The sequence below is a fragment of the Streptococcus suis YS56 genome, assembly GCF_000440115.1.
Lineage (GTDB): Bacteria > Bacillota > Bacilli > Lactobacillales > Streptococcaceae > Streptococcus > Streptococcus suis_L.
In genome coordinates, this window is sequence record NZ_ALMY01000056.1 from 62483 (window position 1) to 83036 (window position 20554).

Sequence of the window (20554 nt, forward strand, 5' to 3'; positions counted from 1 at the left end):
CCTTATCTTCGGACAAGGGTGTTTTGTTTATTCTACAATCTGCTGATACATATGTGGTCTGCGGTCTCTAAAGAGTCCCCAATCCAAACGTTCGCGCGCTCCCTTGTCCAAATCATAAGTAGCAAGCAAGACAGCTTCCTCCTCGCGCCCTGCTTTTTCAATCACTTCACCTGTCTCATCTGTCAAGAATGAGGAACCATAGAAACACAAGCTAGAAGACTGGCCTCCATTTTCTACAGAAGGTTGTACTTCTTCCAAACCGATACGGTTGGCTGCAATGACCGGCGTGATGTTGGCCGCCGCATGGCCCTGCATAGTCCGCTGCCAATGGCCTTGACTGTCTGTATCCAAAATCGGCTCCGAACCAATAGCTGTTGGATAAAAGAGCAATTCTGCTCCATTCAGTGCCAAACAGCGAGCTGTTTCTGGAAACCATTGGTCCCAGCAGATGCCAATGCCAATCTTAGCGTAACGTGTTTCCCAGACCTTGAATCCAGTATTTCCAGGCGTGAAGTAAAACTTCTCCTGATAGTAATGATCGTCAGGGATATGAGTCTTGCGGTAAACTCCCAAAACACTACCATCCGCATCAATGACCGCAATAGAATTGTAGAGGCTATTTCCATCTTTTTCATAGAAGGAAATAGGCAATACAACCTGCAATTCCTTGGCAATAGGAATAAAGTGCTGAACAGCATCATTTTCCTCTACAGACTTAGCATAGTTATAATAATCATACTGACGTTCTTGACAAAAATAAGGACGCTCAAAGAGTTCAGGCAGGAGAATAATCTGCGCTCCCTGACCAGCAGCCTGTCTGACCAAACGCTCTGCAGTTGCCAGATTTTCCCAAAGGTCCTGACTGCATTGCATCTGGATAGCTGCTACAGTAACATTTCTCATATTTTCTTCCTTTTCATAAATTCTTTATGGGAGATAGAATGTACCTGAGATAAGGAAAGGCGGCACAGGCTATACTAGAGTATGCCAAACCGACTTGACGCTATATCAGGGACATTTAGCCCCATAAAGTGGAATTTGCTGGGTGATACAGTGTATATTCCCACCTCCTAGCAGGATGTCGCGGGCTGGTATGCCGACGACTTTTCTGGTTGGAAAAAGCTGCGCTAGGAGATGCAGTGCCTGCGCATCATGCTCATCATCAAACTGGGGCACCAGAACCGCACCGTTGCTGACGTAAAAATTCACATAGGAAGCCGCCAAGCGTTCTCCAACAGTCCTTTCTTCCTCCCCCGCTTCATAGACATAGCCTGGCAAATCCTCTTCTGTCACCAGAATGGGATGTTTGGGAATAGGCAGTTTGTGAATGGTTAACTTTCTGCCTTTGGCATCCACTTGCTCTTCTAAGTAGTCCAAATCAGCCTTGGACATGGCATACTGGGGGTCTGACTCATCATCCGTCCAAGCTAAAACTATCTCAGCTGGGCCGACAAAGGCCGCAACATTGTCCACGTGTTCATTGGTTTCATCATTGAAAATTCCGTATGGAAGCCAGAGAACCTTTTCAGCTCCGAGAGTATCTAGAAGCACTTGCTCAATCTGGACCTTGGTCAGAAGAGGATTGCGGCCTGGGCTCAGCAAACAGGATTCGGTCACCAAGATGGTTCCTTCACCGTCACTGTGAATTGCTCCGCCTTCAAGAACAAAGGGATGGGCATCATGAACTGGCAGACCAATGGCCTGACTAAAACGACTAGCCACCTGATCATCTGCCTCATAGTCCTGATAAAGACCATCATAGCTTCCGCCCCAAGCGTTAAAAGCCCAATCGACAGATAAAGCTCTGCCATTTTCATGAACCAAAACCGTCGGACCTGTGTCACGCGCCCAAGCGTCGTTGGTAGGGATGTCCAGGTAGGTTACAACATCACCCAGCATGGATTGGGTCTCCTCACGGTGTGCCTCATCGACCAAGAGATAGACCTGCTCGCTCTCAGCAATGGTTTTAATGACCTGGCTGAAGGCTTTTTTTGCCCCCTGACCATCAAAGGGCCAGGATCCTGGGCGAGTCGGCCACACCATTAGGGTACCATGATGAGGCTCATACTCAGCAGGCATGCGGTAGCCAGCTGCTTTTGGACTTTCTATCATGACAACCTCCCCTTGAAATCTTTATAACCAAAACTCTTAACAATTCGGCAGTCACCAGTCTTGTCCATCAAGACCAAACTTGGCAGACCGATGCCGTTGAAAGTATTGTTTTTGACAAAAGAATAGATGGCCATATCTTCAAAATAGAGCTTGTCGCCAATCTCCACAGGCTTTTCAAAGGAATAATCGCCGATGATGTCGCCCGTCAGACAGGTATTGGAAGACAGTCTGTAAGTAAAAGCCTTCTCTCCAGCCTCAAAGCCATTTCGCAACGGTGGACGATAGGGCATTTCCAAGACATCTGGCATATGGCAAGTAGCCGAAGCATCCAAAACCAGCGTCTCAATGCCATTTTCGACAATGTCTAAAATTTCTGTCACCAGATAGCCCGCATTGAGGGCGATGGCCTCGCCGGGCTCAATGTAGACTTCTAATCCATAGGTTTCCTGCATATGCTGGATAGAGGAAATCAGCAAATCTAGATTATAATCCCCCCTGGTCACATGATGGCCTCCACCCATATTGAGCCATTTAATACGGTGGAGGTAGGGACCGAATTTGGCCTCAACAGCATCCAAGGTTGTTTTCAAATCATCCGAATTTTGCTCACAGAGGGTGTGAAAATGCAGGCCATCCACCAAGTCCAGCAGGTCTTCTGAAAACTGGTCAATGCGAACACCAAAACGTGAACCTGTTGCGCAGGGATCATAGAGGGCATGATCCCCTTGGGTCGAACATTCTGGATTGATCCGCAGGCCGACACTGACTCCAGCTGCTCGGCATTTGTCCACATGCTTGCGCAACTGGCGCTCTGAGTTAAAGACGATATGGTCCGCAATCTCCAAAATCTCCTCCAAATCCGCCTCCTTGAAGGCTGGAGCAAAGACATGGACTTCACCTCCAAACTCTTCACGACCTAATTTGGCTTCGTAAAGTCCTGATGCGGTTGTGCCAGCCAGATACTGACTGATTAGGGGGTAAGTGGCATACATGGAGAAGGCTTTTTGGGCTAGTAACACCTTGCAGCCTGTGCGGTCTTGGACAGACTTGAGAATTTCTAGATTTTTTACCAGCTTAGCTTCATCAATGACATAGGCTGGTGTTGGGACTTGATCGATTCTCATCTAGTCCACCAAAACAGGATTTTCTACTACTTGCCAAGGCAAGCCGTATTGATTGAGCAAGTCCATAAATGGATCTGGATCCAATTCTTCCAAGTTGTAGACACCTGGTTTCTTCCAAGTCTCGTCCATAACTAGCTTGGTTCCTATCATGGCTGGCACGCCAGTTGTGTAGGAAATAGCCTGCGAACCAACTTCCTTATAGCACTCTTGGTGGTCACATACGTTGTAGATGTAGATTGTCTTCTCCATACCGTCTTTGATACCTGTGAAAATACAACCAATATTGGTTTTCCCAACAGTACGTGGACCAAGGCTGGCAGGGTCTGGCAAGAGAGCTTTGAGGAATTGAATTGGCACTACTTCTTGTCCGTTAAAGTTGATTGGGTCAGTCCGCAAGAGTCCAACATTTTCCAAGCATTTCATGTGAGTCAAGTAGGATTGACCAAAAGTCATAAAGAAGCGGATTCGTTTGACACCTGGAATGTTTTTAGCCAGTGATTCGATTTCTTCGTGGTGGAGAAGATACATGTCTTTCTGACCCACTTCTGGGAAGTCATATTCTCGCTTGATAGACATGGCTTCGACTTCCACCCATTTGCCATTTTCCCAGTAGGAACCTGGTGCTGAAACCTCACGCAGGTTGATTTCAGGGTTAAAGTTGGTCGCAAATGGATAGCCGTGGTCTCCACCGTTACAATCGAGGATGTCGATATAGTGGATTTCATCGAAATAATGTTTCAATGCGTAAGCAGAAAATACACTGGTTACACCTGGATCAAATCCGGATCCCAAAAGAGCAGTCAGCCCTGCTTTTTCAAAACGCTCCTTATAAGCCCACTGCCATGAATAGTCAAAATAAGCTGTAAAGCCCTCTTCAGCACAGCGTTTTTCGTAGATGGCCCGCCATTCAGGGTCCTCGGTGTCCTCGCACTCATAGTTGGCCGTATCAATATAGTCCACGCCCGTCGCCAAGCAGGCATCCATGATGGTCAAGTCTTGGTAAGGCAGGGCAACGTTCAAGACAGCTTTTGGCTGGTAGCTTTCAATCAAGGCAATCACTTCTTCTACCTTGTCCGCATCCACTTGGGCAGTTTCAATTTTTACGGAAGTTTTTCCTTCTAGGGCAGCCTTCAAATCATCACACTTGGACTTGGTACGGCTGGCAATCATAACTTCCTTGAAGCTATCTCCTGCCTGGCAAACCTTGCTGATGGCAACTTGGGCAACTCCGCCACAACCAATAACTAACAAACGACTCATTATTTTTTCTCCTCTTCTTCTAAAATGTCTTCCACGTATCGAGGCAAGAGAAATGCTCCGATGTGGAGGTTAGCGGTATAGTATTCTGTGAAAAGCTGTCGCGCCTTCCATTTTTCCTTGTCAAAATCTTCAATTGGATGGTATTTTTTAGAAGCAAATCCAAATAACCAATAACCTGCTGCTGAAGTTGGGATATGGGCTTGATAGACACGACTAATGGGAAATGATTGACTAGCCTTCCGATGCATGGAACGAAAAGCCGACTCATCTTCATCATAGAATGGCGAACCATGTTGGTAAACCATGATGCCATCTTCTTTCAATGCTCGGTAGGCGTTGCCGTAAAATTCCTTGGTAAAGAGCCCTTCCGTATGTCCAAATGGATCAGTCGCATCATTGATGATGATGTCATACTCATTTTCACAATTGCGCAAGAATCGCAGGCCATCCTGCAAATATACCTCTACACGCTCATCTTCAAGTCCTGATGCATAGTCTGGGAAATACTGACGACAAACTTCCACAAGGAGTTCATCTGGCTCTACTACGTCAATGCGTTCGATTTCAGGATACATACTGAGAACTTGGGCAACGCCACCATCTCCTCCACCCAAAATCAATATTTTCTTAGGATTTGGATGAACTGCCATTGGTACATGTACTGCCATCTCATTGTAGACAAAGTCGTCCGCATCTGAAAAGAGAACTCGACCATTAAGGGTCAAAATCTTTCCAAAGGCTGGCGAGTCCAACACAGCAATGTCCTGAAACTCACTCTTGCCAGCATAAAGTTGTTGACTGGTGCGAATGGATAACTTAACATCTGGCGTTTGGACTTCTGAAAACCACATTTCCATCTTTAGCCCTCCTTTATAACGTTTATGTAGTTGACATCTGGATCTTCCGTACCTTGGACGGAGCAACCGCGCTCCTTGGCAAAGATGATGTAGTCAACAATTTCCTGGGTCACTCGTTCTCCAGGGGCCAAAAGAGGAATACCTGGCGGATAGCACATAACAAATTCCCCGCAGACCTGACCAACTGCTTCTTGCAGGGAACGGCTTTCCCGCTCTGCATAAAAGGCCTCCTGCGGTGACAAGACCAGTTGCGGCTGGATGTACTCACCTGAAATCAGGTCCGAACCATCTCGTGAATAGAGTCGCTTAATGTCAGCCAGAGCCCCCACCAGCCGCTCGATGTCCTGCAAGCGGTCACCAATTGAAATATAAGCCAAGATATTGCCAATATCACCAAATTCAATCTGGATGTCGTACTCATCCCGCAGCAAATCATAGACTTCAATCCCTGTTAGACCAATGCCCTGCGTATAGATGGAGAGCTTGGTTACATCAAAATCATGCACCGTTTTGCCATCAATCAATTCTTTAGAATAGGCATAGTAGCCACCGATAGCATTGATTTCACGACGAGCATACTCAGACATTTCAATGACTTTTTCAAAAGACTCTTTCCCACGAAGGGCCAGATTTCTCCGTGAAATATCCAGACTAGCCAGCAAGAGATAGGAAGCGGATGTCGACTGGGTCAGATTGATAATCTGGCGAACGTATTCCACATTCATATCTGGACCGACCAATAAAAGCGAGCTCTGGGTCAGACTACCACCTGACTTATGCATGGAAACAGCTGCCATATCAGCCCCCACATCCATAGCCGCCTCTGGCAATTGGTCCGAAAAATGCAAATGCGCACCATGAGCCTCATCTACCAAAACTTTCATACCCGCTGCATGAGCTTTCTCAGTCAAGGTACGCAGATCCGAGCAGATTCCATAGTAGGTCGGGTTGTTGATTAGAACCGCCACCGCATCAGGGTGTTCTGCAATGGCCTGTTCAAAGGCATCATTTTCCAAGGCAAGAGCAATGCCAATCCGTGGCTCCACGCTCATATCCACATAGACAGGGATGGCGCCACAAAGGACAAGGGCATTGAGGGCTGACTTGTGGACATTTCGGGGGAGGATAATCTTATCGCCCGCCTTACAGGTCGCCAGAATCATGGTCTGGACGGAAGAAGTGGTTCCTCCAACCATGAGAAAGGCATAGCTAGCACCAAAGGCTTCTGCCGCCAATTCTTCTGCCTCTCGGATAATGGAGACAGGATGCCCTAGATTATCCAAGGGCTTCATGGAATTGACATCAATCCCCACGCATTTTTCTCCTAACAGTTCGACCAACTCTGGATTTCCGCGCCCTCGTTTGTGTCCAGGGACATCAAAGGGAACAATCCTTTTTCGGCGTAACTGTACCAATCCCTGATAAATAGGGGCTTGGTGTTGATTTTTCATATTGAAAAACTCCTTTGCTTGATGGACTCCCACCCTTTTTAAACAAGTAAAAAGAGCAGGGTTCATCCTGCTCTACAATCCAAATTGACGTTTTTTATTCTTCTCTTGAGTTTATGTGCCTACCGTTTCCTACTCTCCAGTGCAAATATATACGTACTTTATTGACCGTTTCACAAGATGACGTGTGCTTTCACCACACTGACAAAACTAGAAATTAGGAAATCCTTCCTAACATCAACTTATAAAATGTAGGCTTTTAACCCTATCAATAATGTGGCTTACGCCACGCTTCGGCATTCGACCCGCCTGTCCGTAGGCTTTGGTTATGATCAATAGCAGAGCTACTCATCCCATATAGGTCTGATATTTGCTAGAATAGGTATGACTACTTTTCCTAGGCCTGTTTATTGTAACACGGAAATTTCTCTTTGACAAGTATAATTTTTAATATTTTTTACAAAAAATCCAAACATTAATAAAAAAATGGCTTCAAACGTTCGAAACCATTTTGTTTTTTTTATTTAATTCCTAATGCAATTCGAGCATAACGACTCATTTTTTGAACGGTCCAAGCTGGTGACCAAACCAGTCTCACATCTACTTCTGTTACTTCAGGAACATCCTTCAGTACATCATGAATTTGATCGGTGATTAGATCAGCTAATGGACAACCCATGGTTGTCAGAGTCATATCAATCTCAGCCTTACCTTCGATAAAACGTATTTCGTAAATCAAACCTAGATTGATAATATCAATCCCTAACTCTGGGTCAATCACATCTTCAAGAGCATGAAAAATACGCTCCTGAATGTCTTTAATTTGATCTTCTGTGTACGTCATTTTTCTCTCTTTCTTTTCACTGTTGCAATGTCATCTAAATGAACAAAAATTTCATCCAAATAAGCCATGAACTATTGGAGATTGGAAATGAAACAAACAAAGTTTGTGTCAAAATAAGTTCACTGGACGCTCGCTTTCTAATTTCAAGAGTAGCGGTTCAACTCGCCAAAGTTGAGTGCTTCAAAAAACTACTTAACAAACGGCAATTCCCAATAGAATTGCCTAGACGACTTACTAGTTTCTCACATCATTATGGTCGAATGATATGAGAAACGTCGATCATCTCCCCCAGAATATTAGACCTGCTCTCTTATTTTCAAGCAGGCTTCAACAGTCTGGGAGACTGTTGAAGGTTGGAGATGAAACAAACCAAGTTTGTGTCAAAACCTCTCCCGGACTTTCGCTTGTTTCAAATTTTTAGCAAGCGACCTGATAAGTGCCACGGGCATTTGTCCGCTTTCGGAATTTTAGGCGGACGTTGAGAAAGCCTATCCGTAGGCTTATTCCTCGCTTTCCTATTTCTAGGCTCGGGTTAAAACACCACTGGATCAGCCTGCTCTCTTATTTTCAAGCAGGCGTTAAAAACGTCCACTGGACGTTCGCTTGTTTCAAATTTTTAGCAAGCGACCTGATAAGTGCCACTGGCACTTATCAGTCCTCAATAAAGTCTCTGAGTGGTTTGCTACGGGATGGGTGGCGGAGTTTACGGAGGGCTTTGGCTTCGATTTGGCGGATGCGTTCACGGGTTACGTTAAAGACTTTACCAACATCTTCAAGAGTGCGCATTTTACCATCATCTAAACCAAAACGAAGACGCAATACGTTTTCCTCACGGTCAGTAAGAGTATCCAATACCTCATCTAACTGTTCACGAAGAACGACACGAGTTGTGTAATCAACTGGATTTTCAATGACTTCGTCTTCGATGAAATCTCCCAAATGGCTGTCATCTTCTTCCCCGATTGGTGTTTCCAAAGAAACAGGCTCTTGGGCAATCTTAAGGATTTCACGAACTTTCTCAGGCGTCATATCCATACGCTCAGCGATTTGCTCAGGAGTTGGATCTTGGCCCAATTCCTGCAAGAGATTGCGTTGCTCACGAACCAATTTGTTGATTGTTTCCACCATGTGAACAGGAATACGGATTGTACGTGCTTGGTCCGCAATGGCACGAGTGATAGCCTGACGAATCCACCAGGTTGCATAGGTTGAAAACTTGAAACCTTTAGAGTAGTCAAACTTGTCAACGGCCTTCATCAAGCCCATGTTTCCTTCTTGGATAAGATCAAGGAACTGCATACCACGACCGACATAGCGTTTTGCAATGGAAACAACCAAACGCAAGTTGGCTTCAGCCAAACGTTGTTTCGCTTCTGGGTCACCTGCTTCAACCGCCAATGCCAATTCTTGCTCTTCCTCGTTGGTCAAAAGAGGTACAACACCAATTTCTTTCAAATACATGCGGACTGGATCGTTCACTTTTGCAGAAGTGCTTCCAAGCAATTCTTCGTCAGATAATTCTTGCTCTTCTTCAACCTGCATCGCACGTGCTGATGGATTTCCATCCTTATCAACAATTGAAATCCCTGCGTCCTGAATACGTTGGAGCAAATCATCGATTCCGTCAGCATCAAGCGTAAATGGAATAACCAGTTGATCATTGATTTCATCGTCTGTAGCTGAACCTTGTTTTTTATGGTTTCGAATAAATTCAGCAACTTGTACATCAAAAGTTGTTACTTCTGTCTTTTTATCTTTTTTACTTGTCATACTTACTCCATCTGTTTTCTTTTCTCGAGAAGTTGAGCCAACTCGTCGAGGGCAATATCGGTATTTCCCACATGGGAATGTTCACGAATTTTCCGTGTCAGGTGTTGATTTTCCTTTCGCAAGAGTTCTTTGTCTCGTCGCAACTCTAATTCTTCTATCTCGTGTTGACCTACTTCTTCTGGTAATCGTTCTTCCAAGATACGATACCAGGCCTGTTGAACACTATCTTCCAAGTGAGATAAGTCAAAGCTACTAATCTCACCTTGATTTTTCAACAATTCATACAATACCTGCAATTCTGGTGTAGCAAAATAAAAATCTTCTCTCAGTCGAAATTCATTTAAAATATACGGATGTTCAACCATGCGATAGAGCAAGTGATTCTCCGTTCGAATGAGACTGGTAAGGCGAACCAAGGGCTGAGCTGGAATCTGGAAGGACTGCTCAACTTGTTGGGATTGGATTTGTTGGCTGCGTTGTTGACGTTGATTTAAGCGAACGGCATTGACTGCCTGCTCCACCTGACTATAATCAATGTCCGAAAGCACCTCAGCTACCTTATAAATATAGGAATTCTGAGCTGTAATGGACGAGACCTTTGCAATGATTGGGGCAATCTTATCCACAAAATCAATCTGCATTTGCAAATTATCCGGATTTTCGGGCTTCAGATAGTCGATTAAAAATTCTACATCACTTATCCTAGACTTGGTTAAGACTTGTAACAGGGCTTCTTCAGAATTTTTTTGTAAAAATTCATCCGGGTCCATATTATCAGGCAAACTAACTATTTCCACCTGAAAATCTCGCAATTCGTCTAAAGCCTTCATAGTAGCCGCTTGACCAGCTTTATCACCATCATAGGTCAAAACTAACTTCTTACAGAACTTAGCCAAATGGCCAACGTGCTCTCGAGTAAGAGCCGTTCCCATAGAAGCTACTGCATTGTCAATACCAGCCCGATGGGCCGCGATAACATCCAGAAAGCCCTCCATCAGATAAACTTCCCGCTGTTTTTTGATGACAGCCTTTGCCTTGTCCAAATGATATAATTCGTAACTCTTATTAAAAATAGCTGTGCTACGAGAATTTTTATACTTGGCTAACTGCTTGTTTTGTAAATCTTTTTCTGTCCAAATCCGTCCAGAAAAAGCAATAATCCTCCCATATTCATCTGCCAGAGGAAACATGATTCGAGACTGAAAGGCATCAAAAATCATATTCTGCTCGCTAGGATTAAACAAACCCGAGTGCAATAAACTGTCTTCATCGTATTGCTGAGAAAGTTTTTGATAAAGAATATTTTGCCCTTCTGGTGCAAGACCAATCTGGAAATTCTTAATAACTTCGTCACTTAATCCGCGTTGGTGAAGATAGTTCCTTGCTTCCTCTCCCATTTTTGTGGTCATTAACAAGGCATGATAAAACTTAGCCGCATCACTATGTATGTCGTATAAAAGCTGATGAGGATTTTCTTTCTTGGGCTGAAAATGACTGACAGATGAAACTTCTAGCTGAAACCCAGCTTTTTCTGCTAAAACAGCAACTGCATCTGCAAAGGGAATTCCACGTGTTTCCTCTACAAACTTAAAGACGTCACCAGACTTCCCACAACCAAAACAATGGTAAAACTGCTTGTCTTCAACAACGTTAAAAGAAGGTGTCTTTTCCCCATGAAATGGACAGAGACCGACATAATTCCGTCCAGCTTTTGTCAATGCGACAGATTCACCAATCACATCCACGATATTGAGGGCTTGTTTAATTTCTGTTATTCTATCTTTTGACAGCATATTTCCTCCTCAATATCTTTTTTCTAAATCGAAAAGTGGACACTATCCCCTTAGTTTAGCATACTCTATTTTATACTAAAAAAGTCAAAATGTAAAATTTCTGAAACAAATTACTTGTAAAATATTTTTAATGGTTATAATATATAGAGTAAAATATTTATGAAAGGACATATTTAGGATATGTTAAAAGATTTAAAAGCCTTTTTGTTCCGTGGAAACGTGATTGATTTGGCTGTCGGTGTGATTATTGCATCTGCATTTGGTGCAATCGTTAAATCATTGGTTGAAGATGTAATTACTCCATTGTTCTTGACGCCAGCTTTGAAAGCTGCTGGTGCAGACAAAATTGCTGACTTGTCATGGAACGGTGTTATGTACGGTAACTTCTTGAGTGCTGTTATCAACTTCTTAATCGTTGGTACTGTTCTCTTCTTCATTGTTAAGGCTGCTGAAAAAGCACAAAGCTTGGCTAAGAAGGAAGAAGCTGCTGTTGAAGAAGCTCCAGCAGGTCCAACTCAAGAAGAATTGCTTGCAGAAATCCGTGACTTGTTGAAAAAATAATCAATAAGATAGTGAAACAGGCACCATGCCTGTTTTTTGTACTATGAAAAAGAAGATGTGAGCCAACACTCACATCTTTTCTTATCCTTCATATCCATTTGGATTTTTAGACTGCCAATTCCATGTGTCACGGCACATATCTTCAATGGTTTTCTCTGTTTTCCAATTGAGTTCAGCCAGAGCCTTGTCTGCGTTAGCATAGCAAGTTGCTACATCACCTGGCCGACGGTCTACAATCTTATACGGTACTGGCACGCCATTGACTTTTTCAAAGGCTTGAACCAATTCCAGTACACTAGTTCCTTGACCAGAACCAAGGTTATAGGTATGCACACCTGAGGTTGTCGAAATTTTTTCCAAGGCCTTGATATGACCAAGTGCCAAGTCAATCACGTGGATGTAATCACGAACACCTGTTCCATCTACTGTGTCATAGTCCGAACCAAAGACACTGAGTTCTGGACGCTTACCTACGGCTACCTGTGCCACAAATGGCATGAGATTGTTTGGAATACCTGCTGGATCTTCACCGATTAAGCCTGATTCATGGGCACCGATTGGGTTGAAATAACGGAGAAGGGCAACACTCCAGTCCTTGTCTGCCACTTCCACATCGCGCAAGATTTGTTCCAACATGACTTTTGTATAGCCATAAGGATTGGTTGCACTGGTTGGCATGGTTTCCACCAAAGGTGATGGGTTGTTAAGACCGTAAACCGTTGCACTAGATGAGAAGACTATTTTCTTAACACCAAATTCTGCCATGACTTCTACCAAAGCCAAGGTGGACATGATGTTGTTTTCATAGTACATAACTGGCTTTTCAACAGACTCACCAACCGCCTTGTAGCCTGCAAAGTGAATAGCTGACTCAATGTTTTCTTTTTCAAAAACCTGACGCAAGGCAACCTTATCTGCCACGTCTAGCTCATAGAAAGTTGGGCGTTTGCCTGTGATTGCTTCGATTCGGTCCAAGACTAAGATGCTAGAGTTGGATAGATTATCTACGATGACGACTTCTTTTCCCAACTTCAACAACTCTACAACCGTGTGACTACCAATATAACCAGCTCCACCTGTAACCAAAATACTCATGTATGCTCTCCTTTTCACTTGGACAAAATTTTATATATCTATTATATGTTACATAGGGTGAAAAGTAAACAAAAAAACAGCCCGAAGGCTGTTCAAATTCAATTAGAATTTTTTACGCTTGCGAGCTGCTTCTGATTTACGTTTACGTTTTACAGATGGTTTTTCGTAGAATTCGCGTTTGCGTGTTTCTTGAAGAGTACCAGCTTTAGTAACCGCACGTTTGAAACGACGAAGAGCATCATCAAGTGATTCGTTCTTGCGTACTACTGTTTTTGACATTATTTTCACTCCCCTCAATTTCAAAGTCTTAATCATTTTACTGTAAATTCACTGCGTTGTCAAGTGGTTTTTCTTGGCTAATATTATTTTTTAACTCTCCAAAGCCACATCAAACAAAGCAACTCATATAGGATAAAGAAAATAATAAAACAATGAAGGAAAAATTCCTGTGGAAGTATATAAATAACCGGATCTTTCAACGGGTCAAAGAGCCAGGTCGAATCACCTGGAAAGAGCAGATGATGGAAGAGAACAAAAAAGCTATCAAAACCAATCAGCAAGCCCACTAGCGCAATAAGCAAAGGAGCTAGTACCATCCACATAAAAACAGTTCGATAGAGCTTGCCATATCCTTTTCGCACTACATCTTTCAAAAAATAGAAAACCGCGGGCAAACTAATCAGGAAGATAAACTGTGCCAGATGAAAGAGAACTTTCACATCCGCAAAATGTTTGAGTCCATTTGCTGAGGATGAAAAATTTGGCATGTCTAAAACACTTGCAAATGGATTGGTCAGATAGTTCATCAGGATATTGAAATTATAAGAAATATCTGCCGCTTTCATGTAGACCACTTTTTCCAACCCCAAAAAAGAAATCTCAAACGGATAAACTAGCCAAGCTAAGTAGATGGTTCCTAGAACTGCTGCCGACAAGACAAATAAAATCGTTCCGATAATCTGTAACTTAGTTCTCATCAAAACTCCATTCATCTAAACTGTCGAGGACATGGGTTGGAGCTATAGGCAGACTAGCAACCTCATCTGGCTTGCTAAAGCCAGTCAATACTAAAAGAGTTGGAAATCCATTGTCAATCCCTGCGCGAATATCCGTCAGGTAGTTATCCCCCACCATAACCGTTTGACTGCGTTCTGTACCTAAAATCTCCAGAGCCTTGTCCATGATAATGGCCTCAGGCTTACCGATAAAGGTCGGCTCTACTCGGGTTGCAGCTTTCAAAAGTGCAATAAGGGAGCCTGCTCCTGGCAAATGACCTCTTTCAGTCGGAATGTTCAAATCAGGATTGGTACCGATAAAGGTCGCTCCCTTTTGAATAGCCAAGGTAGCAATGGTTAGTTTTTCATAAGTTAACTGAGTATCCAAACCGACAACAACATAGGCTGGATTTTCCGTGTCTTCCACATAACCTGCTTCAAAAATAGCAGACTTGAGCCCGTCTTCTCCAATGACATAGACTGTCTTTTCCTTGCCCAAATCATTCATATAATCTACTGTCGCCAAACTGGCTGTATAGATAGTTTCAAGCGGTGTTTCAATGTTAAAGTTTTCAGCCAACATAGCCTGCACAATCTCAGGACGGCGGGTGGTGTTGTTGGTCACGAATAAATAGGGAATCTGACGTTCTTGCAAGCGATGAATAAAACGTTCACCAGCAGGAATCCGCTTTTTCCCTTCATAAATCGTACCATCCAAATCAATCAAATAACCTTGATAAGTCATACTTTCTCCTTAATCAAATCGTGTTTCCCAATGCTCAGACCGACTAGCTTCCAAGCAAAGTGCTAACTGCTCAGCTGTATTTTTCGCAAGTGAGAGCGGTGGTAAGTCATCTAGACTGAAAAAGCCACTGGCAAGAGTTTCCGAATTGGGCTGGAATTCACCACCGAGTAAGCGACATAGAATGAAGACCTTGGTCACGCGGTGAGCTGACTTGGCAGGATTGTTCTTGTGCTTGTCCAAAATTGCCACCACACGCTGAGCCTCCACATCCAGCCCCGCTTCTTCCTTGACCTCCTTGACAACATTGTCCTTGACCGACTGGTCCACATCGCACCAACCACCTGGCAAGGACCAGAGCCCATCATTTTCCTGTACTAGCAGGATTTTATCCTCTTGGAAAATAGCTGCGCGGGTATCCAACTTAGGTGTCTGATAGCCAGTTTCATTGCAAAACAAGTCTTTCACCACTTCCAAGGGCTGTCCAGATGGCTCTACCAACATTTCCGCCGCAATCTGTCTGATTTCCTCAAATCGTTCCATGTCATAAACATCTTTTCCATAAGCCAAGCCTGTCTGAGCCAAGGCTTGTAAACGTACGGCCCATTCCAACCACTTATCCTGCGACATGACTTTCCCTCCATTCTATAACAGCTTGCGCATGAATATGCCCATCTACCACAATCTCATGCTGACTAACACCAGCTTCTGCCACCATACGCGAACTCACCAAGCTAGTTGCCTCTACTTCCTTAAGATACTTGAGTTGGATTTTTTTAGGAACATGGCAGAGCAGAAAATCATAACCCAGTGCTTCATACATCCATTCCAGATACTTGCCATTATTGACATGCCCATTCATATCCAAGTCAAAATAGCGAACAGGAAATTCTTGGACAGACGGATTTTCCAAGAGCTGATACTTAGGAGCCCGAGGCAATTTTTTGACCTGCTCAGACTGATAAGGGGCAATCAAGGCTTCTGGCACAGGCGCCACCTTGCGAGTTTCAAAATCAATCAGGACAAAATAACAAAGAATATCCAGCAAGAGATTGCCTGCTTCACCGTAGATATAGAACATCCGATGACAGAAAAACTTGTTGTAGGCAACCGCTTCTGTTTTAATGACAATGGTTTCATTGTACTTGGGCAGGCTTTGAATAGTTAGTTCATAATCTGTCACAACCCAAATCAAGCCAAATTCCTGAAAAACATAGAGGTCACTACGACCCAGTTCTTCCGACTGCCGACCTGACACACCAAGACAGTAGGAAATAAAGTCAGGCAGTTTGATTTCTTGTTTAACATCCACCATATCAAAAGGAATGGTGAACTCTTCTTGGTAGCTTAGTCCCATAATGTTAATCTTTCTAGTCTTAAAGTATAGTCTTTCAGTTTGCTTTTAGTACTAGGCAACGAGCTGCAGGCTGTACTGGAGTACAGCAAAGCGAGTTCAAATACTCCAGTGGAGTGTTTGAAGTTGGAAATAAGGAAACGAAGTTTCCTCGCTCGTCGAAGTAATAAAACAAAATGAATGACTATATGAAACGCTCGGCAACTGTATCGCCAAGAAACAATCCCTTTTTGGTCATCCGAAGCCAACGGTCTTCTTCTTGCAAGAGACCTTCATTTTTCAAGTCCCTGACCACCTGACCGTAGCGGTCTTCAAAGGAAATGCCAAACTTTTCCTCGAATCGCTCAATGGACACGCCAGTTTTTTTCCGTAGGCCCAGAAACATCTCTTCTTCCATCTGCTCGGTCTGGCTGAGAAATTCTTCGTGTAAGCGAGAATGGCCTTTTTCGCGGATGGATTTGAGGTAGTGCTGAATGGGGCCTCGGTTGCGATAGCGCATGCCGTCGATGTAGCCAGATGCTCCTGCTCCTAGACCATAGTACTCCGAGTTGTCCCAGTACATGAGGTTGTGGCGACTTTCAAAACCAGGTTTGGTGAAGTTGGAGATTTCGTAGTGCTCGAAGCCGTTTTTCTCTAGCTCTTGTAGGATGTAGTCGAACATATCCGACTCCACATCTTCGTTGGGCAGATGCAGGTTGCCACGGCGTTGGCGGTTCATGAAGACCGTGTGGTTCTCCAAAATCAAGCTATAGAGGCTCATGTGGGGAATGTCCAGCTCCAAGGCCTTGGCGACATTGTCCACCACCTGCTCCATGGTCTGACCAGGCAGGGCATAAATCAGGTCAATGGAAATGTTGTGAAAACCCGCTTCCTTGAGGGCTGCAATGGTTTCATAAATCTGGGCCTGGTTGTGGCTACGACCGATTTTTTTCAGCATACGGTCATCAAAGGCCTGAACACCCAACGACACCCGATTGCACTTGGACTTTTTCAGAACCGCAATCTTGTCTGCCGTCAAGTCACCTGGATTGGCCTCAATGGTGAATTCTTCCAGCTGTGACAAGTCCAGCAAGTCCTCCAGATTGGTCAGGAGATAATCTAGCTGGTCTGCCGAGAGAGCCGATGGTGTTCCGCCTCCGATATAAAGCGTGCGGAGGGCTGGCAGGTCGTAAAACTTGACCTCTTCCATGAGGGCTGCCAAATACTCATCAACAGGCTGGTTCTTAATAAAGACCTTGGAAAAGTCACAGTAGTAACAAATCTGGGTGCAAAATGGAATGTGGATATAGGCAGATGTCGGTCGTTTTTTCATACCAACTATTATAGCACACTGTCACTAAAAATATTTTTTACAGCCATCACTTCCCCCTCAAAACAATGATATAATATAGTAAACTTACAAAATCTACAAAAGGAATTAAGTCATGAACAAAGAACGATTCTATGATGTCATCAACACTATCTTATCATTTTTATTCTGCTGCTGGCTCTTTATGACCTTTCTTTTTTACCAGTTCTCGACCATTTTTATGACGGTTGATTTTTTACCTAGTCTTACAGCAATACTATTGATGACTGGGGTTTGCTTTACTCTATTTCGACTGGTCTATCAGCCAGGCATTTCCCGACTGACTCTTTTGTTTTTCTATGGATGCTATGGTTTTCTACTGATCTACCTCCTCTTTTTCAAAAGCATGGGCGTCAGAGGTGTCAACTGGGATCTCCTTAGCACCTTCTCTCAAGACCTATTTCTCAATCCTGCTATATTGGTCTTTAACCTCTTACTCTTTTTGCCACTTGGGTTGCTTTTTTCATTTTCTTGGGAAAAACTTTCTCTCTTTGTAGGGGCCATATTGCTAGTTGAAGCCTGTCAATTCTTCTTTTCACTAGGCTTCTTTGACCTTGGCGACATCTTGCTTAACGCCTCTGGCTTTGCCCTTGGAAACTTCTTGGGACAATCCGCAATCGCCCACTCTTTCAAAAATAGAATACAGAAAAAATGACCCCGAAAGATCATTTTTTAGTTTCTATTTCGCTTCCAAATGCCAGATATCTTCGTTGTACTGTTGAATGGTACGGTCTGATGAGAAGAAACCTGCTTTTGCAATGTTGACGATAACCTTATCCAACCAGCTGTCACGGTCTTCGTAATCAGCTAACATTCTTTCCTTGGTCGCAATATAGTCTTCCAAGTCTAGCAAGGTCATGAAGTGGTCATTGTGCTTGAGGTTATCCTGTAAGCGCCATAGACGCTCATCGATACCACCAGCCTGACGAATGGTATCAGAAGTGATGAAATCAATCAATGGACGGATAGCTTCGCGCTCATAGAAGGCATATGGATGGTAGGTTCCATTTGCATAGTGGTCGATAACAGTTTGGCTATCTTGACCGAAGATGTAGATATTTTCATCGCCGACCAATTCATGAATTTCCACGTTGGCACCGTCGTCTGTACCGATAGTCAAGGCACCGTTGAGCATGAATTTCATGTTACCAGTACCAGATGCTTCTTTGGATGCAAGAGAAATTTGCTCTGAAATGTCTGCCGCTGGGATGATGAAGCTAGCTTCCGTTACATTGTAGTTTTCAATCATAACCAACTGCAAGTGTGGTGCTACTTCTGGATCATTTTTGATAACCTGTGACAAGACCAAAATCAAGTGGATAATATCTTGAGCCGTTGTGTAGGCAGGAGCAGCTTTTCCGCCAAAGAAGACTGTCAATGGACGAGTTGGGATATTGCCTGCCTTTATATCCAAATACTTATGGATAACATAGAGAACATTCATCTGCTGACGTTTGTACTCGTGCATACGCTTGATTTGCACATCAAAGATGGATTCTGGATTAACCTCCACACCTTGCGTCTTAGCAATATGACGTTGCAACTTACGCTTGTTGTGTTGCTTGGTTTTTTCTAACCAAGATTTTAATTCCTTGTCATTCTTATATTCTAAGAGTTTTTCCAACTCGCTGGCATCATGGTGGTAGCCATGTCCAAGTAGGCTATCAAGATAGCTAGCCAATCTTGGGTTAGCATGCATGAGCCAACGGCGGAAGGTGATACCATTAGTCTTGTTGTTAAATTTCTCTGGGTAAAGCTCGTAGAAGGCTTTCAACTCAGATGTCTTCAAAATCTCAGTATGAAGGGCTGCCACACCATTGATAGAGTAGCCATAGTGAATATCCATGTGGGCCATGTGGACACGACCATGCTCATCGATGATATTAACCGCTGGATCATTTTTCACTTCTTTGGCACGGCGGTCCAACTCCTCAATAAATGGTACTAAGTGAGGCACCACATGGTTCAAGAAGTCAAGTGGCCATTTTTCAAGGGCTTCAGACAAGATTGTATGGTTGGTATAGGCAGTCATTTTCTTAACAATTTCGATTGCCTCATCGAAGGAAATGCCACGAAGTTCCAAGAGACGAATCAATTCTGGAATGACAAGGGATGGGTGGGTATCGTTGATTTGAACCACTGCATAATCAGGCAAGTCATGAAGGTTTGACCCTTTGGCAACCGCTTCGTCAATCAAGAGTTGGGCAGCGTTAGACACCATGAAATACTGCTGGAAGATACGGAGAACTTTACCCTCGTCTGTCGAATCATCTGGATAAAGGAAGAGGGTCAAATTACGGAAAATATCTTCCTTGTCAAACTCAATGCCATCATAAATAATATTGTCATCAACTGAACCAAGGTCAAACAAACGCAAACGGTTCTTCCGCTCGGTCTTATAACCTGGCACATCGATATCGTACAACTTAGACGTCAAGGTAAAGTTAGCAAATGGTACTTGGTAAGAAATTGGGGATTCTGTCAACCAAGAACGTGGTGTAATCCACTCGTTTGGCACTGCAGATTGTTGGTGGTATTCGAACAACTGACGGAAAAGTCCGAAGTGGTAGTTCAATCCCACACCATCTCCGTTAAGACCAAGGCTAGCAATGGAATCAAGGAAGCAGGCGGCCAAACGACCCAAACCACCATTTCCTAGTGATGGCTCCATCTCCACATCTTCAATAGCAATCAAGTCCTTACCTGCAGCTGCAAGCTGGCTTTTCACTTCATCATAAAGACCAAGGTTGATTAAATTATTAGACAAGAGCTTACCAATTAAGAACTCTGCTGAAATATAGTAGACCTTTTTCTTTTGGTCATTTGTATACTTAGCTTCACTCTGCTGTTTTGTAAAAGCAAGCAAGGCGTAATAGAGTTCTTGGTCTGTACAATCTTCAATGCGTTTGGCATACATAGACTGAACAAAATTTTGTAAATTAATCATAAGGCTTCTCCTGGATATATTAATGTAATCATTCAGAAAGGTTTCACTCCGCCTTTGTAAACGTTTTCTTAATTATACCCTATTTATAAAAAAAAGACAAGCCAACTTCCGTACAAATAGAAATTGGTTCGTCTTTTAAACGAGGCTGGGCAAAAAGTCCAGCCACGCTTCTCAGAGTTCGTGTAAACATCTCAGCGCAGTGGTTGATTGGCAGATTTGTTCGTGTTTCACACTCCAAATCTGACCATTACGACTGTTGCGAACAAAGTTCGCTTCATCTCCAACCTCCAAAGGTTCCCCGAAC

19 protein-coding genes are annotated in these 20554 nt (G+C 43.6%); 2 read left to right on the forward strand and 17 right to left on the reverse strand.

Translation table 11 applies throughout. The features are described 5' to 3' along the window. Positions 1-27: 27 nt before the first annotated feature. From aguB to dnaG, 9 genes are all read right to left on the reverse strand, one after another. Positions 28-903, reverse strand: coding sequence for an N-carbamoylputrescine amidase (aguB, locus tag SST62_RS0106570; RefSeq protein ID WP_029186731.1), 876 nt, complete (start codon positions 901-903; stop codon positions 28-30). Positions 904-1008: 105 nt separating this feature from the next. Beyond that, positions 1009-2112, reverse strand: a complete 1104-nt coding sequence (gene aguA / locus SST62_RS0106575; protein ID WP_029186732.1) for an agmatine deiminase — start codon at positions 2110-2112, stop codon at positions 1009-1011. Then, positions 2109-3236, reverse strand: coding sequence for a carboxynorspermidine decarboxylase (gene nspC / locus SST62_RS0106580; protein WP_029186733.1), 1128 nt, complete (start codon positions 3234-3236; stop codon positions 2109-2111). The genes aguA and nspC overlap by 4 nt, the downstream gene beginning before the upstream one ends. After that, on the reverse strand, positions 3237-4496 hold the full coding sequence (locus SST62_RS0106585; protein ID WP_029186734.1) for a saccharopine dehydrogenase family protein: 1260 nt from the start codon (positions 4494-4496) through the stop codon (positions 3237-3239). Continuing rightward, a complete protein-coding gene (gene speE / locus SST62_RS0106590) occupies positions 4496-5353 on the reverse strand; it encodes a polyamine aminopropyltransferase (RefSeq protein ID WP_029186735.1) in 858 nt (285 codons plus the stop codon). The genes SST62_RS0106585 and speE overlap by 1 nt, the downstream gene beginning before the upstream one ends. 2 nt (positions 5354-5355) lie before the next feature. Then, positions 5356-6804, reverse strand: a complete 1449-nt coding sequence (locus tag SST62_RS0106595; protein WP_029186736.1) for an aminotransferase class I/II-fold pyridoxal phosphate-dependent enzyme — start codon at positions 6802-6804, stop codon at positions 5356-5358. A gap of 517 nt (positions 6805-7321) precedes the next feature. Next, positions 7322-7645 (reverse strand): metal-sulfur cluster assembly factor, encoded by a 324-nt coding sequence (locus SST62_RS0106600; RefSeq protein ID WP_002935553.1) that lies wholly within the window; start codon positions 7643-7645, stop codon positions 7322-7324. A gap of 651 nt (positions 7646-8296) precedes the next feature. Next, positions 8297-9415, reverse strand: coding sequence for an RNA polymerase sigma factor RpoD (rpoD, locus tag SST62_RS0106605; protein WP_029186737.1), 1119 nt, complete (start codon positions 9413-9415; stop codon positions 8297-8299). 2 nt (positions 9416-9417) lie between these two features. Next, on the reverse strand, positions 9418-11208 hold the full coding sequence (dnaG, locus tag SST62_RS0106610) for a DNA primase (RefSeq protein WP_029186738.1): 1791 nt from the start codon (positions 11206-11208) through the stop codon (positions 9418-9420). Positions 11209-11388: 180 nt separating this feature from the next. Here dnaG and mscL point away from each other — a divergent pair, with 180 nt between their 5' ends. Beyond that, positions 11389-11769 carry a large conductance mechanosensitive channel protein MscL gene (gene mscL / locus SST62_RS0106615; RefSeq protein ID WP_029186739.1) on the forward strand — a complete coding sequence of 127 codons (381 nt, stop codon included), beginning with the start codon at positions 11389-11391 and terminating at the stop codon, positions 11767-11769. Between the two features lie 81 nt (positions 11770-11850). On the opposite strand, the gene galE is transcribed toward mscL, so the two are convergent. From galE to hemW, 7 genes are all read right to left on the reverse strand, one after another. Then, positions 11851-12864 carry a UDP-glucose 4-epimerase GalE gene (gene galE, locus SST62_RS0106620; protein WP_029186740.1) on the reverse strand — a complete coding sequence of 338 codons (1014 nt, stop codon included), beginning with the start codon at positions 12862-12864 and terminating at the stop codon, positions 11851-11853. 102 nt (positions 12865-12966) lie between these two features. After that, complete coding sequence (gene rpsU, locus SST62_RS0106625; protein ID WP_000048054.1) at positions 12967-13143, reverse strand: 30S ribosomal protein S21; 177 nt, start codon at positions 13141-13143, stop codon at positions 12967-12969. Between the two features lie 83 nt (positions 13144-13226). After that, positions 13227-13841 carry a TIGR01906 family membrane protein gene (locus SST62_RS0106630; protein ID WP_029186741.1) on the reverse strand — a complete coding sequence of 205 codons (615 nt, stop codon included), beginning with the start codon at positions 13839-13841 and terminating at the stop codon, positions 13227-13229. Continuing rightward, positions 13831-14604, reverse strand: a complete 774-nt coding sequence (locus SST62_RS0106635) for a TIGR01457 family HAD-type hydrolase (RefSeq protein WP_029186742.1) — start codon at positions 14602-14604, stop codon at positions 13831-13833. The genes SST62_RS0106630 and SST62_RS0106635 overlap by 11 nt, the downstream gene beginning before the upstream one ends. A gap of 9 nt (positions 14605-14613) precedes the next feature. Next, positions 14614-15231, reverse strand: coding sequence for an NUDIX hydrolase N-terminal domain-containing protein (locus tag SST62_RS0106640; RefSeq protein WP_029186743.1), 618 nt, complete (start codon positions 15229-15231; stop codon positions 14614-14616). Further along, positions 15218-15958, reverse strand: coding sequence for an acyl-ACP thioesterase domain-containing protein (locus tag SST62_RS0106645; RefSeq protein WP_029186744.1), 741 nt, complete (start codon positions 15956-15958; stop codon positions 15218-15220). The genes SST62_RS0106640 and SST62_RS0106645 overlap by 14 nt, the downstream gene beginning before the upstream one ends. Before the next feature lie 181 nt (positions 15959-16139). Further along, the gene (gene hemW / locus SST62_RS0106650) at positions 16140-17267 is read right to left on the reverse strand and encodes a radical SAM family heme chaperone HemW (RefSeq protein ID WP_029186745.1); all 1128 of its coding nucleotides are present in this window, start codon (positions 17265-17267) and stop codon (positions 16140-16142) included. Between the two features lie 112 nt (positions 17268-17379). Here hemW and SST62_RS1000000112260 point away from each other — a divergent pair, with 112 nt between their 5' ends. Next, positions 17380-17958 (forward strand): VanZ family protein, encoded by a 579-nt coding sequence (locus SST62_RS1000000112260; protein ID WP_079267447.1) that lies wholly within the window; start codon positions 17380-17382, stop codon positions 17956-17958. A gap of 24 nt (positions 17959-17982) precedes the next feature. Here SST62_RS1000000112260 and SST62_RS0106660 read toward each other — a convergent pair whose 3' ends face one another. Beyond that, complete coding sequence (locus SST62_RS0106660; RefSeq protein ID WP_029186747.1) at positions 17983-20250, reverse strand: glycogen/starch/alpha-glucan phosphorylase; 2268 nt, start codon at positions 20248-20250, stop codon at positions 17983-17985. Positions 20251-20554: the final 304 nt, after the last annotated feature.

Bases quoted from the DNA above. Each gene is read 5' to 3' on its own strand.
- aguB (WP_029186731.1), bottom strand. From the start codon at position 903: ATGAGAAATGTTACTGTAGCAGCTATCCAGATGCAATGCAGTCAGGAC.
- speE (WP_029186735.1), bottom strand. From the start codon at position 5,353: ATGGAAATGTGGTTTTCAGAAGTCCAAACGCCAGATGTTAAGTTATCC.
- nspC (WP_029186733.1), bottom strand. From the start codon at position 3,236: ATGAGAATCGATCAAGTCCCAACACCAGCCTATGTCATTGATGAAGCT.
- SST62_RS1000000112260 (WP_079267447.1), top strand. From the start codon at position 17,380: ATGAACAAAGAACGATTCTATGATGTCATCAACACTATCTTATCATTT.
- SST62_RS0106585 (WP_029186734.1), bottom strand. From the start codon at position 4,496: ATGAGTCGTTTGTTAGTTATTGGTTGTGGCGGAGTTGCCCAAGTTGCC.
- SST62_RS0106660 (WP_029186747.1), bottom strand. From the start codon at position 20,250: ATGATTAATTTACAAAATTTTGTTCAGTCTATGTATGCCAAACGCATT.
- SST62_RS0106630 (WP_029186741.1), bottom strand. From the start codon at position 13,841: ATGAGAACTAAGTTACAGATTATCGGAACGATTTTATTTGTCTTGTCG.
- SST62_RS0106640 (WP_029186743.1), bottom strand. From the start codon at position 15,231: ATGTCGCAGGATAAGTGGTTGGAATGGGCCGTACGTTTACAAGCCTTG.
- SST62_RS0106600 (WP_002935553.1), bottom strand. From the start codon at position 7,645: ATGACGTACACAGAAGATCAAATTAAAGACATTCAGGAGCGTATTTTT.
- mscL (WP_029186739.1), top strand. From the start codon at position 11,389: ATGTTAAAAGATTTAAAAGCCTTTTTGTTCCGTGGAAACGTGATTGAT.
- aguA (WP_029186732.1), bottom strand. From the start codon at position 2,112: ATGATAGAAAGTCCAAAAGCAGCTGGCTACCGCATGCCTGCTGAGTAT.
- rpoD (WP_029186737.1), bottom strand. From the start codon at position 9,415: ATGACAAGTAAAAAAGATAAAAAGACAGAAGTAACAACTTTTGATGTA.
- SST62_RS0106645 (WP_029186744.1), bottom strand. From the start codon at position 15,958: ATGGGACTAAGCTACCAAGAAGAGTTCACCATTCCTTTTGATATGGTG.
- dnaG (WP_029186738.1), bottom strand. From the start codon at position 11,208: ATGCTGTCAAAAGATAGAATAACAGAAATTAAACAAGCCCTCAATATC.
- hemW (WP_029186745.1), bottom strand. From the start codon at position 17,267: ATGAAAAAACGACCGACATCTGCCTATATCCACATTCCATTTTGCACC.
- SST62_RS0106595 (WP_029186736.1), bottom strand. From the start codon at position 6,804: ATGAAAAATCAACACCAAGCCCCTATTTATCAGGGATTGGTACAGTTA.
- SST62_RS0106635 (WP_029186742.1), bottom strand. From the start codon at position 14,604: ATGACTTATCAAGGTTATTTGATTGATTTGGATGGTACGATTTATGAA.
- galE (WP_029186740.1), bottom strand. From the start codon at position 12,864: ATGAGTATTTTGGTTACAGGTGGAGCTGGTTATATTGGTAGTCACACG.
- rpsU (WP_000048054.1), bottom strand. From the start codon at position 13,143: ATGTCAAAAACAGTAGTACGCAAGAACGAATCACTTGATGATGCTCTT.